Origin of the sequence: Pseudomonas syringae (genome assembly GCF_002157375.1) — a bacterium.
GTDB classification, from domain to species: domain Bacteria; phylum Pseudomonadota; class Gammaproteobacteria; order Pseudomonadales; family Pseudomonadaceae; genus Aquipseudomonas; species Aquipseudomonas syringae_T.
Map to the genome: position 1 here is coordinate 75219 of NZ_MTSA01000011.1, position 14547 is coordinate 89765.

At 59.3% G+C, this 14547-nt stretch carries 16 protein-coding genes; 14 read left to right on the forward strand and 2 right to left on the reverse strand.

Annotated elements, in window-relative coordinates:
- Positions 1-6 precede the first annotated feature (6 nt).
- The 13 genes from flhF to BW686_RS15340 all read left to right on the forward strand — a co-directional run bounded on the left by flhF (position 7) and on the right by BW686_RS15340 (position 12402).
- Entirely contained in the window at positions 7-1335 is a 1329-nt protein-coding gene (flhF, locus tag BW686_RS15280; protein ID WP_084918239.1) for a flagellar biosynthesis protein FlhF, read from the forward strand.
- Between the two features lie 115 nt (positions 1336-1450).
- A complete protein-coding gene (gene fleN, locus BW686_RS15285) occupies positions 1451-2284 on the forward strand; it encodes a flagellar synthesis regulator FleN (protein ID WP_003412391.1) in 834 nt (277 codons plus the stop codon).
- Positions 2281-3021 carry an RNA polymerase sigma factor FliA gene (fliA, locus tag BW686_RS15290; protein ID WP_003378731.1) on the forward strand — a complete coding sequence of 247 codons (741 nt, stop codon included), beginning with the start codon at positions 2281-2283 and terminating at the stop codon, positions 3019-3021. The genes fleN and fliA overlap by 4 nt, the downstream gene beginning before the upstream one ends.
- Before the next feature lie 254 nt (positions 3022-3275).
- Entirely contained in the window at positions 3276-3650 is a 375-nt protein-coding gene (locus BW686_RS15295) for a chemotaxis response regulator CheY (RefSeq protein WP_162234937.1), read from the forward strand.
- Between the two features lie 19 nt (positions 3651-3669).
- Entirely contained in the window at positions 3670-4455 is a 786-nt protein-coding gene (locus tag BW686_RS15300) for a protein phosphatase CheZ (RefSeq protein WP_084918242.1), read from the forward strand.
- A 32-nt stretch (positions 4456-4487) separates the two neighbouring features.
- Entirely contained in the window at positions 4488-6770 is a 2283-nt protein-coding gene (locus BW686_RS15305) for a chemotaxis protein CheA (RefSeq protein WP_084918244.1), read from the forward strand.
- A gap of 50 nt (positions 6771-6820) precedes the next feature.
- Positions 6821-8005 carry a protein-glutamate methylesterase/protein-glutamine glutaminase gene (locus BW686_RS15310; RefSeq protein WP_084918247.1) on the forward strand — a complete coding sequence of 395 codons (1185 nt, stop codon included), beginning with the start codon at positions 6821-6823 and terminating at the stop codon, positions 8003-8005.
- Entirely contained in the window at positions 8005-8745 is a 741-nt protein-coding gene (locus tag BW686_RS15315; protein ID WP_084918249.1) for a flagellar motor protein, read from the forward strand. Before BW686_RS15310 ends, BW686_RS15315 begins: the two co-directional genes overlap by 1 nt.
- A gap of 6 nt (positions 8746-8751) precedes the next feature.
- Positions 8752-9642 (forward strand): flagellar motor protein MotD, encoded by an 891-nt coding sequence (gene motD, locus BW686_RS15320; protein WP_084918251.1) that lies wholly within the window; start codon positions 8752-8754, stop codon positions 9640-9642.
- A 42-nt stretch (positions 9643-9684) separates the two neighbouring features.
- Complete coding sequence (locus BW686_RS15325) at positions 9685-10473, forward strand: ParA family protein (protein ID WP_084918253.1); 789 nt, start codon at positions 9685-9687, stop codon at positions 10471-10473.
- Positions 10474-10548: 75 nt separating this feature from the next.
- Complete coding sequence (locus tag BW686_RS15330) at positions 10549-11463, forward strand: CheW domain-containing protein (protein ID WP_084918255.1); 915 nt, start codon at positions 10549-10551, stop codon at positions 11461-11463.
- Between the two features lie 57 nt (positions 11464-11520).
- Positions 11521-12000, forward strand: coding sequence for a chemotaxis protein CheW (locus BW686_RS15335; RefSeq protein ID WP_002554262.1), 480 nt, complete (start codon positions 11521-11523; stop codon positions 11998-12000).
- Positions 12001-12402, forward strand: a complete 402-nt coding sequence (locus tag BW686_RS15340) for a DUF2802 domain-containing protein (protein WP_084918257.1) — start codon at positions 12001-12003, stop codon at positions 12400-12402.
- Positions 12403-12576: 174 nt separating this feature from the next.
- Here BW686_RS15340 and BW686_RS15345 read toward each other — a convergent pair whose 3' ends face one another.
- Positions 12577-13125, reverse strand: a complete 549-nt coding sequence (locus BW686_RS15345) for an adenine phosphoribosyltransferase (RefSeq protein WP_084918259.1) — start codon at positions 13123-13125, stop codon at positions 12577-12579.
- Between the two features lie 61 nt (positions 13126-13186).
- Positions 13187-13918: a fumarate/nitrate reduction transcriptional regulator Fnr gene (gene fnr / locus BW686_RS15350; protein WP_084918261.1), complete on the reverse strand. Its 732-nt coding sequence runs from the start codon at positions 13916-13918 to the stop codon at positions 13187-13189.
- Between the two features lie 151 nt (positions 13919-14069).
- On the opposite strand from fnr, the gene BW686_RS15355 reads away from it, so the two are divergent.
- On the forward strand, positions 14070-14537 hold the full coding sequence (locus BW686_RS15355) for a chemotaxis protein (RefSeq protein ID WP_084918263.1): 468 nt from the start codon (positions 14070-14072) through the stop codon (positions 14535-14537).
- Positions 14538-14547: the final 10 nt, after the last annotated feature.

The following is a 14547-nucleotide window of genomic DNA, read 5'->3' on the forward strand; positions in this document are numbered from 1 at the left end:
TGAGTCATGCAAGTTAAGCGATTTTTCGCCGCCGATATGCGTCAAGCCATGAAGCTGGTTCGCGATGAGCTGGGCGCCGAGGCGGCCATCATCGGTAACCGGCGCATTGCCGGTGGCGTAGAGCTGACTGCTGCTCTGGATTACAAGCTTTCCGCCCTGGCCCCGCGCGTGCCCAACATGGAGCTGGAGGACGAGCTGCGCAAGACTCAGTCGCGCATCGTCTCCGCTCAGGCAGAATTGAACAATCGCAGCGACAGCGACGCGTCGGTCAACCTCCAGTTGTTCTCCGGCAAGCCGTCCAGTCCGGCCGACACTCATATCGAACCGACGCTCGAAGAACCGCCACGCCCGTTTGCCTACGCGCCGGCACCTGTTGCCGAGCCTGCCGGTGGCCAGCGTGCGTTTGACTCGATGCGCTCCGAACTCAATGGCCTGCGCGAGCTGCTGGAAGTCCAGCTGGGCTCCCTGGCCTGGAATCAACTGCAGGGCAGCCGTCCGCAGCAGGCCAATCTGTGGCGCCGCCTGCAACGCGTCGGCTTGTCCGGCCCGTTGTCCCGGGACCTGCTGTCGATGATCCCGGACATCGACGAGCCGCGTCAGGCATGGCGCATGCTGCTGGCCCACCTGGCGCGCATGATTGCCGTGCCTGATATCGAACCGCTCGAAGAGGGTGGCGTGATCGCGATGGTCGGCCCGGCGGGTATGGGCAAGACCACCACGCTGGCCAAGCTGGCGGCCCGTTACGTACTGAAGTACGGCCCGCAGAATATCGCGCTGGTCAGCATGGACAGTTTCCGCATCGGTGCTCAGGAGCAGCTCAAGACGCTCGGGCGCATTCTCAATGTGCCGGTGACCCACGTTGATCCGGGCCAGTCTCTGGTTCAGGCGCTGGAGCCGCTGCTGCGCAAGCGTGTGGTGCTGATCGATACCGCCGGGCTGCAAGCGAGCGATCCTGCACTGCGCATGCAACTGGAAAGCCTGGCAGGGCGCGGCATCAAGTCACGTAACTACCTGGTCCTGGCCACTACCAGCCAGAAGCAGGTGCTGACCGCTGCGTACCACAGTTACAAACGTTGTGGCCTGGCCGGATGCATTCTGACCAAGCTTGATGAAACCGCCAGCCTCGGCGAAGTCCTGAGCCTGGCAATCAGTCATGAATTACCAGTGGCCTACCTCACGGACGGTCCACGCATTCCTGAGGATCTGCACATTCCACGCCGTCATCAACTGGTGAGTCGTGCGGTGAGTGTGCAGATGCAGGATGAGCCAAGTGAGGAAGCGATGGCTGATATGTTTGCCGACCTCTATCACACCCCTGGCAAGAGAGTGGGTTAAGTGATGGATAGTATTGGAATGTCCCTGCATCAACGGTCTGCCAGGCATTGTTCATTAGCGAACGTGCGGTTCTCGGTGTGGTTTCGGTCTACGCAAGACAAGGTAAAGAAATAACATGGGCAGCATGCATCCCGTACAGGTGATCGCGGTGACCGGCGGCAAGGGTGGCGTCGGTAAGACTAACGTGTCAGTGAATCTCTCACTGGCCCTCGCCGAACTCGGCCGGCGCGTCATGCTGCTGGATGCCGATCTTGGTCTGGCCAATGTCGACGTTCTGCTGGGTCTGACGCCGAAGCGGACGCTCGCCGATGTCATAGAGGGTCGCTGCGAACTGCGCGACGTTCTGTTGCAGGGGCCGGGCGGTGTTCGCATCGTGCCTGCGGCGTCTGGCACCCAGAGCATGGTGCATTTGTCCCCGGCCCAGCATGCCGGCCTGATCCAGGCGTTCAGCGAGATTGGCGACAACCTCGATGTGCTGGTGATCGACACGGCTGCGGGTATCGGCGAATCAGTGGTGAGCTTCGTACGCGCTGCTCAGGAAGTGTTGCTGGTGGTGTGCGACGAGCCCACGTCGATCACCGATGCCTACGCCCTGATCAAACTGCTCAATCGCGACTACGGCATGAACCGCTTCCGGGTACTGGCCAACATGGCCCAGAGCCCTCAGGAAGGGCGCAACCTGTTCGCCAAGCTCACCAAAGTGACTGACCGTTTTCTTGATGTTGCCCTGCAGTATGTGGGCGCTGTGCCGTATGACGAATGCGTGCGCAAGGCCGTGCAGAAACAGCGTGCCGTCTACGAAGCATTCCCGCGTTCCAAATGTGCATTGGCGTTCAAGGCCATTGCGCAGAAGGTCGATACCTGGCCATTGCCGGCCAATCCGCGGGGTCATCTCGAGTTCTTCGTTGAGCGACTCGTTCACCAGACCAGTGCGGGGCCTGTGCAATGACTGCGAGCGGCTACCAGATGTACAGCAAAACTTCTCGTAACTCACAATATGAGCTGATCGAGCGCTATGCGCCTCTGGTCAAGCGCATTGCTTACCACTTGCTGGCGCGCTTGCCTGCCAGCGTGCAGGTAGAAGACCTGATCCAGGCCGGCATGATCGGCCTGCTTGAGGTGTCTACCAAATACGATTCCACCAAGGGTGCGAGTTTCGAGACCTATGCCGGCATCCGGATTCGTGGCGCGATGCTCGATGAGGTCCGCAAGGGCGACTGGGCACCGCGCTCGGTACACCGCAATACCCGCATGGTCAGTGACGCAATTCGGGCAATTGAAGCAAAAACCGGACGTGACGCTAAAGATCACGAGGTTGCTGCCGAACTCCAGTTGAGTCTTGATGATTATTACGGGATTTTGAATGACACCTTGGGCAGCCGCCTCTTCAGTTTCGACGACCTTTTGCAGGACGGCGATCATGAAGGGCTGCACGAGGACGGCGCAAGCGGTTCGCTTGAGCCGTCGCGCGACCTGGAAGACGAGCGCTTCCAGGCCGCGTTGGCCGATGCAATCGCCAATTTGCCAGAGCGCGAGCGTCTGGTGTTGGCGCTGTACTACGACGAAGAGCTGAACCTCAAGGAAATCGGAGAGGTTCTTGGGGTCAGCGAATCTCGAGTCAGTCAGTTACACAGCCAGTGCGCAGCTCGTTTGCGAGGGCGTTTGGGGGAGTGGCGAGCGCGTTGACGGCATTCCGCGGCTCAGGTCGCGGGTTGTCTGCATGCCGGCTGTGCAAAGCGTTACGTGGTAACAGGATAGACAAGGCGCGAGCCCGTCGAGCAATGTCTCGATGGGTTTTCGTTCAGGATCTTTGCCTGTCGTTGTGCCAAGCCCGTCGTCGTTTCGTACAGCTGGGGGTGTGCTGTGCCAGTATTGAGTGAACAGCGTGTTCAGGTGCTGAACGCGTTAAAGACTGCTTGGAGGTCGAATTGGACAAGAACATGAAAATCCTCATCGTTGATGACTTCTCAACGATGCGGCGGATCATCAAGAACCTGTTGCGTGATCTGGGGTTTACCAACACATCGGAAGCGGATGATGGTCTGACCGCCTTGCCGATGCTGCAAAGCGGTGCTTTTGACTTTCTGGTCACCGACTGGAACATGCCTGGCATGTCCGGTATCGATCTGTTGCGTCAAGTTCGTGCAGATGAGCGTCTCAAGAGTCTTCCCGTGCTGATGGTCACCGCCGAAGCGAAGCGCGAGCAGATCATCGAAGCGGCTCAGGCCGGGGTGAACGGTTATGTAGTCAAGCCATTCACGGCTCAAGCGCTGAAAGAGAAGATCGAAAAGATCTTTGAACGCGTCAATAGCTGATGCATGCCGCGAGGGCGCTATGGATAACAATGATTCGATGGCCGACTTTGAGTCGACCCTAAAGAGACACGCGCAAGAACTCGTCACCAGCCTTGAAAAGGGTCGTTTTGGCGAGGCTGTGCAACTGATCCATGAGCTCAACCAGACGCGTGACCGCGGCCTTTATCAGGAAGTGGGCAAGCTGACCCGTGAGCTGCACAGTGCAATCGTCAACTTTCAGATTGATCCACACATGCCTCAGGCCGAGGAAGTGTCGCAGATCACTGACGCCACCGAACGCCTGTCGTACGTGGTAAGGCTGACCGAGAATGCGGCCAACCGCACGATGGACCTGGTCGAGGAAAGTACGCCGGTCATGAACGGTCTGAGCACCGATGCCAAGGCATTGAGCGATGACTGGGGACGTTTCATGCGCCGCGAAATCGGTGCCGAAGAGTTTCGTGAACTGGCCAAGCGGGTCGATGGTTTTCTGACGCGCACCGAGAAGGAAACCCACGAGGTTGCCGGCCACCTCAACGACATTCTGCTGGCTCAGGATTACCAGGACCTTACGGGTCAGGTCATCAAGCGTGTCACGCAGCTCGTCACTGAAGTGGAGAGCAATCTGCTCAAGCTGGTGCTCATGGCCAGCCATGTCGATCGCTTCGCAGGCATCGAACATGACGAAGAATCCATCCTTGCAGAAAAAGATCCTAAAAAACATCTCGCCAAGGGTGAAGGTCCGCAGATTCATGCCGATAAACGTGAAGACGTCGTATCCGGACAGGATGATGTAGACGATCTGCTATCGAGCCTCGGCTTCTAAGGTCTGTTGACGGTTAATTTAGGGAGCACCCCATGAGCTTCGGCGCCGATGAAGAAATCCTTCAGGATTTTCTGGTAGAGGCCGGCGAAATTCTGGAGCAGTTGTCAGAACAATTGGTCGAGCTGGAAAGCCGACCGGATGATGCTGATCTGCTCAATGCAATTTTTCGCGGTTTTCACACTGTAAAAGGCGGCGCCGGCTTCCTCCAGCTCCATGAGCTGGTGGAGTGCTGCCACATCGCCGAAAACGTGTTCGACATCCTCCGCAAGGGTGAGCGTCGCGTTGATTCCGAGCTGATGGATGTGGTCCTGGAGGCTCTGGACACCGTCAACAGCATGTTCGGTCAAGTACGTGAGCGGACTGACGTCACGCCGGCGACGCCAGAGCTGCTGGCCGCCTTGTCGCGGCTGGCCGAGCCACAGTCTGCCGACGTGGTCGAAGCGCCTGAGCCAGAACCGGAGCCAGAACCAGTGGTCGAGGCTGTTGCCCCGGCGGCGGCTCAGGCCGGTGGTGACGACATCACTGACGACGAGTTCGAGCAATTGCTGGATTCGCTGCACGGCGCCAACCCGGTAGCCGCCGTTGCGCCAGCAACGGCCACCGCGACTGCCGCCGCTGCTGCACCCGCGGGCGATGAAATCACCGATCAGGAATTCGAATCGCTGCTCGATCAGTTGCACGGCAAGGGCAAATTTGCGCCCGACGCCGCCGCCGCTCCGGCACCTGCTGCCAAGAGCGCAAGCGCAGCGCCTGCCGGTGACGAAATCACTGATGATGAATTCGAGGCCCTGCTGGATCAGTTGCATGGCAAAGGTTCTTTCGACGCCGCAGTAGTCGCTCCGGTGGCCGCTGCACCGGCGGCCGCAGCCGTTGCTGCCAAGGCTCCGCCTGCCGCGAAGGCATCGGACGAAATCACCGATAACGAATTTGAAAACCTGCTCGACGAGCTGCATGGCAAGGGCAAATTCGAACCTGGAGCTGTTGTTGCCAAGGCACCAGCCCCGGTGGCTGCCGCTCCGGCGCCTGTTGCCAAGCCTGCCGCAGCGCCTGCACCGGCTGCGAAGGCCGAGCCAGCCAAGCCCGCTGCTGCTCCGGCACCGGCACGCGCTGCCGCGCCTCCGAGTGAAAAACCGGTCGCGACCGAAGCTGAAACCACTGTTCGTGTTGATACCGCCCGCCTGGACGAGATCATGAACATGGTCGGCGAGTTGGTCCTGGTGCGTAACCGTCTGGTTCGTCTGGGTCTCAATAGCGGCGACGAAGCCATGTCCAAGGCGGTTTCCAACCTGGACGTGGTGACCGCCGACCTGCAGACCGCGGTGATGAAAACCCGCATGCAGCCGATCAAGAAAGTGTTCGGTCGCTTCCCGCGTCTGGTTCGCGACCTGGCCCGCCAGCTCAAGAAAGAGATCAACCTGGAACTGGTCGGCGAAGAAACCGACCTCGACAAGAACCTCGTAGAGGCGCTTGCCGACCCGCTGGTCCACTTGGTGCGCAACGCGGTCGATCACGGTATCGAAACCCCGGAAGAGCGCGAAGCCACCGGCAAGTCTCGCGGCGGTCGGGTCATTCTTTCGGCAGAGCAGGAAGGCGACCATATCCTGCTGTCGATTTCCGATGACGGCAAAGGCATGGACCCTAACGTCCTGCGCTCCATTGCGGTCAAGCGTGGCGTCATGGACAAGGATGCGGCTGATCGGTTGAGCGACACCGATTGCTACAACCTGATCTTTGCCCCGGGCTTCTCGACCAAGACCGAGATTTCCGACGTCTCTGGCCGTGGTGTGGGCATGGACGTGGTGAAAACCAAGATTTCCCAGCTCAACGGCTCGATCAATATCTACTCGACCAAGGGCCAGGGTTCCAAGATCGTCATCAAGGTCCCGTTGACCCTGGCGATCATGCCGACCCTGATGGTGATGCTGGGCAACCAGGCATTCGCCTTCCCATTGGTCAACGTCAACGAAATCTTCCACCTGAACCTGTCGACAACCAACGTGGTTGACGGTCAGGAAGTGGTGATCGTTCGTGACAAGGCCTTGCCGCTGTTTTACCTCAAGCGCTGGCTGGTCAGTTCGGCCGCTCATGAAGAGCAGCGAGAAGGGCACGTCGTGATTCTGACGGTGGGCACTCAGCGGATCGGCTTCGTTGTCGATCAGCTGGTCGGTCAGGAAGAGGTGGTTATCAAACCGCTGGGCAAGATGCTGCAGGGTACGCCAGGTATGTCGGGCGCCACCATTACCGGTGACGGTCGTATTGCCTTGATTCTCGATGTACCCAGCATGCTCAAGCGTTACGCCGCACGGCGTATTTGAATCCGGGGTTGCGGGCAGCCTGGCTGCCTGCAGCACCTATTGGAGTGTTTATGGCAGTCAAGGTCCTGGTGGTGGATGATTCCGGTTTCTTCCGCCGCCGCGTCACGGAAATTCTTTCTTCGGACCCCAACATCGTAGTTGTCGGCACCGCCACCAACGGCAAGGAAGCGATTGAGCAGGCGCTGGCGCTCAAGCCTGACGTCATCACCATGGACTACGAAATGCCGATGATGGATGGCATTACGGCAGTCCGCCATATCATGCAGCGCATTCCCACCCCGGTCTTGATGTTCTCGTCGCTGACGCACGAAGGTGCGCGCGTGACGCTGGACGCGCTCGATGCCGGCGCCGTGGATTTCCTGCCCAAGAATTTCGAAGACATTTCGCGCAATCCGCAGAAGGTCAAGCAACTGCTGTGCGAGAAGATCAACAGCATTTCGCGCAGCAACCGTCGTTCGAGCGGTTTCGGCTCGGCGAGCGCTGCCTCGTCGGCACCGGCGGCCGCCACGCCTTCGACCCTGTCCAGTCGCGCCGCTGCGCCTGCGCCCTCGGCAACCGCGCCGGCCCGAACCGCACCGGCTCGTACGGCCGCGCCAGCGCCGGCCCCGGCGGCTCATGGACATGCTCATCATGCGCCTGCGCACCCGGTAACCACCGGCACCGCCAAGCGCAAAGCCTATAAGCTGGTCGCCATCGGCACCTCGACGGGCGGTCCGGTTGCCCTGCAACGGGTACTGACCCAGCTGCCAGCCAATTTTCCGGCACCTCTGGTGCTGATCCAGCACATGCCGGCAGCCTTCACCAAGGCCTTTGCCGAGCGTCTCGACAAACTGTGCAAGATCAGCGTCAAGGAAGCGGAAGACGGTGATGTGCTGCGTCCGGGTCTGGCGTTGCTGGCGCCTGGCGGCAAGCAGATGATGGTGGACGCTCGTGGCACGGTGAAGATCCTGCCAGGCGACGAACGCCTGAACTACAAGCCCTGTGTGGACATCACCTTCGGCTCGGCAGCCAAATCCTACGGAGACAAAGTGCTCTCGGTGGTCTTGACCGGCATGGGCGCTGATGGCCGCGAGGGTGCTCGCTTGCTCAAGCAGGCCGGCAGTACCGTGTGGGCGCAGGATGAAGCAAGCTGCGTGATCTATGGCATGCCAATGGCAATCGTCAAGGCGGAGCTCGCCGACGCGATCTACAGCCTGGATGACATCGGCCGGCACCTGGTCGAGGCCTGTCTCTGATGGATGTACTGAGTCTTATCGGTCTGATCCTGGCCTTTGTCGCGATCATCGGCGGTAACTTCCTTGAAGGCGGCCACCTGGGGGCATTGCTCAACGGCCCGGCAGCTTTGATCGTGCTGGGCGGTACACTCGGCGCGTCGCTGTTGCAGTCACCGATGAGCGCGTTCATGCGTGCCATGAAGATCGTCCGATGGATTCTTTTCCCCCCTCGTATCGATCTGCCCGGCGGAGTCGACCGGGTCATAGGCTGGAGCATGACCGCCCGCAAGGAAGGTTTGCTGGGGCTGGAAACAGTGGCTGATGCCGAGCCTGACAGCTATGCCCGCAAAGGCCTGCAACTGTTGGTCGACGGGGCTGAGCCTGCGGCGATTCGCAGCATTCTGGAAGTTGATTTCATCACTCAGGAAACCCGCGATATTCAGGCTGCCAAGGTCTTCGAAAGCATGGGCGGCTATGCGCCGACCGTGGGCATCATCGGCGCGGTGATGGGGCTGATTCACGTGATGGGCAACCTGGCTGACCCGAGTCAGTTGGGCAGCGGCATCGCAGTGGCTTTCGTCGCCACCATCTACGGCGTGGCCGTTGCCAACCTGATCCTGCTGCCCGTGGCCAACAAGCTCAAGGGTATTGCCCATCGTCAGTCGCGTTACCGCGAAATGCTGCTGGAAGGCCTGTTGTCCATCGCCGAGGGTGAAAACCCGCGCTCCATCGAACTCAAGCTGCAAGGCTTCATGGAGTAACAGTGCATGGCTCGCCGACGTCAGCCCGAGGAACACGAAAATCATGAACGCTGGCTGGTGTCTTATGCCGACTTCATTACGTTGTTGTTCGCGTTTTTCGTGGTGATGTATTCGATTTCCTCGATCAACGAAGGCAAGTACAAAATCCTGTCCCAGGCGCTGGTGGGGGTGTTCAACGACACCGAACGGACCATGAAGCCGATCCCCATCGGCGAGCAGCGTCCGGTGTCGGTAAAGCCTGCCGAACCCTTGCTCAAGGACAGCGAGCAGACCGACGCCGGTATCGGCCAGGCCTCTGATGACCCGTTGCAGACCATCGCTCAGGATGTGCGCGATGCGTTCGGGGACCTGATCAAGTCCGATCAGATGACCGTGCGCGGCAACGAGCTGTGGATCGAGATCGAACTCAACTCCAGTCTTTTGTTTGTCAGTGGCGATGCCATGCCCAGTGACAAGGCGTTCACCATCATCGAAAAGGTCTCCGGCATCGTCAAACGCTTCGACAACCCGATCCACGTCGAGGGGTTTACTGACGACCAGCCGATCAGCACTGCACAGTTCCCGACCAACTGGGAGCTGTCTTCGGCGCGGTCTGCCAGCATCGTGCGCATGCTGGCCATGGACGGCGTCAATCCGGCGCGGCTTGCCTCTGTCGGTTACGGTGAGTTTCAACCCATTGCGTCTAATGCCACCGCTGCCGGGCGTGCCAAAAATCGCCGTGTGGTGCTGGTTATCTCGCGAAACCTGGACGTTCGCCGCAGTTTGACCAGTGCCGGCTCAGCCAATGTGCAACCTGATGCGGCGTTAAGGCGTGCTGGCACACAAACTGCACCGGTGCCAGCAAAGCCGCCGGTACGTGCGAACGCCGTCAATTCTCCGTCACCCGCCCTCCAATAATCGTATCGGTATGGTCTTCGCTGTACGGAAGGAAAAACATCAATGAGAGTGTGGGCAGTAGCCAATCAGAAAGGTGGAGTCGGAAAGACCACCACGACCATTGCCCTGGCCGGTTTGCTGGCCGATGCAGGCAAGCGTGTGGTCGTTGTCGATCTGGATCCCCACGGCTCCATGACCAGTTATTTCGGGCACAATCCGGACGAACTGGAACACAGCGCTTTTGATCTGTTTTTGCACAAAGGCGCGGTGCCGGACGGTCTTCCTGCGCAATTGCTGTTGCCTACCAGCGACAAGCGTATTTCCCTGATCCCGTCGAGTACCGCGCTGGCCACGCTTGAGCGGCAATCGCCTGGCCAGAGCGGTCTTGGTCTGGTGATCGCCAAGAGTCTTGCCCAGTTATGGCAGGATTTTGACTATGCGCTGATCGACAGTCCGCCGTTGCTGGGCGTACTCATGGTCAATGCGCTGGCCGCAAGCCAGCAGCTGGCAATTCCGGTTCAGACCGAGTTTCTGGCTGTAAAAGGCCTGGAGCGCATGGTCAATACGTTGGCGATGATCAACCGTTCGCGCAAGGTGCCGTTGCCTTACACCATCGTGCCGACGCTGTTCGACCGCCGTACCCAGGCGTCGATGGGCACCCTGAAGCTGTTGCGTGACAGTTTCCCCGAGCATGTCTGGCAGGCCTACGTGCCGGTGGATACACGCCTTCGGGACGCGAGCCGTCTGGGCCTGACACCGTCGCAAAACGACAGCAAGAGCCGCGGTGTGATTGCTTACCGCGCCTTGCTTAAACACATGCTCGCCGAGCAGCTCAATGCTCAGGTGGCCTGACGTGAACGTCTACTCTTTCTGCACAGTTCGCTCAAGTGATGCCTCAATGCGGCCGATAACTCTATCAGGCTGCACATGCTCCATTTTTCGTTGGGCCCCGGTATGAACCGCCCTGTAGAAGTTGCAACACGACCCAAGCTGGCTTTGCAGTCCTATCTGGACGCATTGCTGTACGACGCGACCGAAGAGCCTGAAACGCTCTCCGACAGCATCGACGAATTTCAGGCCGCCGTGCTCGAAGAGCAGGCGTTTGATGCGCGGATGCAAGCGCAGCTCAAGCCTTTGGCGGCCGCCGTAGCCGCACCGGCAGCGGTGGCCGTGGCTGTCAAGGTAGCGGCGCCTGTTGCGGTGCCGGCGCCAGTGATTGAAGTCGCTCCGGTGATCGTTGCCGAGGCGGTGCAGGTTGAAACGCTAAAGGTTGAAACGGCGGTGCCGACAGTAGATCTGGTCGAGCCTGTCGCTGAACTGAGCACGCTGGTGACCCAGCGGACTCCGACGCCGCCACCGACCAGCGATGGTCGCCCGGCGTGGGCTGCCGAACCGTTTGAATGCCTGTTGTTCGACGTGGCCGGTCTGACACTGGCGGTGCCACTGGTCTGTCTGGGATCGATTTATCCGCTGGCAGGCCAGGAGTTGACGCCGCTGTTCGGTCAGCCGGACTGGTTTCTCGGGATCCTGCCCAGCCAGGCAGGCAACCTGAAAGTATTGGATACCGCGCGCTGGATCATGCCTGATCGCTACCGCGACGATTTTCGCCAGGGATTGCAGTATGTGATCTCGGTGCAGGGATACGAGTGGGGGCTGGCGGTGCATCAGGTCAGTCGTTCGTTGCGTCTTGATCCGAACGAGATCAAATGGCGCACGCAACGCGGTCAGCGCCCATGGTTGGCGGGTACGGTGATTGAACACATGTGCGCGTTGCTGGATGTTGCAGAGTTGGCCGAGTTGATAGCCAGTGGCGCGGTCAAGCAGTTGAACAAGTCTAAATAATCATGGGCAGGCGCCAGTGGCGTTACCCGCAAAGAACACACGTGAGGGGTTGGGGTTATGAATAAGTCGTCTGCACAAGGTTCCGAAGATCCGATCCTGCAATGGGTTACATTCCGCCTGGACAACGAGTCCTATGGCATCAATGTCATGCAGGTGCAGGAAGTGCTGCGCTACACCGAAATCGCTCCGGTTCCGGGTGCTCCAAGCTACGTGCTGGGCATCATCAACCTGCGCGGTAATGTCGTGACCGTGATAGACACCCGTCAGCGCTTTGGCCTGGCACCGGTTGAAGTCAGCGACAACACGCGTATCGTGATCATCGAAGCCGACAAGCAAGTGGTCGGTATTCTGGTCGACAGCGTGGCGGAAGTGGTTTACTTGCGCCAGTCTGAAGTCGAAACCGCGCCTAACGTCGGTAACGACGAGTCGGCCAAGTTCATTCAGGGCGTCTGCAACAAGAACGGCGAGCTGTTGATTCTGGTCGAACTGGACAAAATGATGTCCGAAGAAGAGTGGTCCGAACTGGAGAGCATCTGATTGATCGTTGAGGTAGCTGTCGTCTTTCTGGCCATTCTCTGGGGCGTGACCCTGTTCATGTTCCTGGCCCATACCAGGCGTCAGCGCAAGCTTGATGCCGAGCGTGATGAGGCGGCTGCCTTGCGTGATCAGCGGATCAAGGAGTTGGCCAGGCGTCTGGACAACTACCAGAACGGTACGGTGCGCATGGGCGAAGCCTTGCACGAACTGCGCGCCACCGTTGCGCCGTTGCCGGACAAGCTCACCGCACTGGAACAGCGCGATCCCTCCACGCTGTCCTTCGCCCAGGCCGCCCGGCTGGTTGGCATGGGTGCCAGCATCGACGAACTCACCCAGTCCTGCGGCCTCACCCAGGCTGAAGCGCAGTTGATGACCAAGCTGCACGGTAATACCGCGGGCTAGCCTCTCTCGCTACACCTCTTCGCTGCACACTCAAGGGTCGGACGCAGAGCGCCCAGACTGCATTCCGACGCTGGAGCGTGCTGAACGATAGCCTCAACTATCGTGCGACGCTCCTGCAGAACGGCTGTTTTCCCGAGGCTTCAGGACGTGTGCAACTGTGAGCGTACAGCGCGCTTACTGTTCGTCCAGTGCAAACTCCGTCAGGCAAAATGTGGGGATTTCCAGGCCGTGCAGGCGTTTCGAACCGCCCAGCTCCGGCAGGTCGATGATCGCCGCTGCTTCGTGAACCTTGGCGCCCATGCGCCGGATCAGATTGGCAGCGGCAATCAAGGTGCCGCCGGTGGCGATCAGGTCATCGAACATCACCACGGAATCACCTTCGCACAGGCTGTCTGCATGGACCTCCAGATAGGCTTCGCCGTATTCGGTCTGATAGCCTTCGGACAGCACGTCAGCGGGCAGCTTGCCCTGTTTGCGGAACAGTACCAGCGGCTTGTTCAATTGATACGCGACGACCGAACCGATCAGAAAACCACGCGCGTCCATGACGCCGATGTGGCTGAAGTCGGCTTCGATATAACGCTGCACGAAGCTGTCGATGACCTGCCGGGTGGCTTTTGGCGACTGGAACAGAGGGGTGATGTCGCGAAACACCACGCCCGGTTTGGGGAAGTCTACGACCGGGCGTATCAGGGCTTTGAAGTTCGGTTGATCGAAAGTCATCGGGAGAATCCATGGCGGTTTTGGCTGACAGTTTAAGCCGACCTGCCAAAGATCGCACGCCTCAGGTTTGCATCGAACCGCCTGCCAGCGCGCACAGGTCGATAGGGGCAAGGATATGGATCTCTTTGCCTTCTGAGTTGACCAGGTCATTTTGCTGAAACCGCGTGAACACCCGCGACACGGTTTCCACCGCCAGCCCGAGGTGATTACCGATTTCGTTGCGTGACATGCTCAGCCGGAACTGATTGGCCGAAAAGCCTCTCGCCCGGAAGCGCGCGGACAGATTGATCAGGAAAGTGGCAATGCGCTCGTCAGCGGTTTTCTTCGACAGCAACAGCATCATTTGTTGATCGTCACGGATCTCGCGGCTCATCACGCGCATCAGTTGCCGACGCAGTTGCGGCAACTGCACCGAGAGTTCGTCCAGACGCTCGAACGGAATTTCGCACACCGAGGTGGTTTCCAGCGCCTGCGCTGAAACCGGGTAAGCCTCGGTGTCCATGCCGGACATGCCCACCAGTTCGCTGGGCAGATGAAAACCGGTGATCTGCTCTTCGCCGTTGTCGCTGATGCTGAAGGTTTTCAAGGCGCCGGAGCGTACGGCGTACACCGATTCGAAGGTATCGCCCTGACGAAACAGAAACTCGCCTTTTTTCAGAGGACGGCCTCGCTTGACGATCTGGTCCAGAGAGTCCATGTCTTCGAGATTCAGCGAGAGGGGCAGGCAGAGCGGTGCGAGGCTGCAATCCTTGCAGTGGGCTTGGGTATGAGCGCGTTTTACTGGCTCGGACATCACTTAATTCCTTGTGGGAAATCACACATAAGTCATAAGGGTAACTCACCCTTACCAGAGGGGGCCAGCGTCAAGGGCCATCTGTTTCATCAAGTTTCCGCTCAACGCGCCGATACATCTGTATCTCCTTCATCCACTCAGGATCTCTTGCATGTCAACGACTCTACCGTTGATCAGCAGTATTACGATACGAACTGCGACCTCGCAGATGACCTACAGCCAGACCAGCGAAAGCGGTGCCGAAAAAACGGTGAGCGAGGCAAAGGGCGTGGAGGTCAATCTGTCCTCGGAAGGCAAGGCTGCCGCCGCGGCGTCCTCGAGCAACGCGGACATCGAGCAGAGCGGGTTGCCTGCTTCCGTGCAGAAGATCCTCAAGGGTATTCGCGAGTTGCAACGCAGGATCGAAGAAACCATGGAGCAGATTCAGAAGGCGTTGAACGACCAGAGCCTGAGCCCCGAGGAGCGCCGTACCAAGGCCGGTGCGCTGCAAACGGTGCTCAGCACGTTGCAGGCGCAGGTGAGCAACTCCACCGCAGATCTGTCGTCGTTGATGAACAGCCTGCGTTCCAGCGATGCCGACAAGACAAAGGCCGGCATGCTGGTCCTGGCCAAAATGTAGTGCGGCAGCG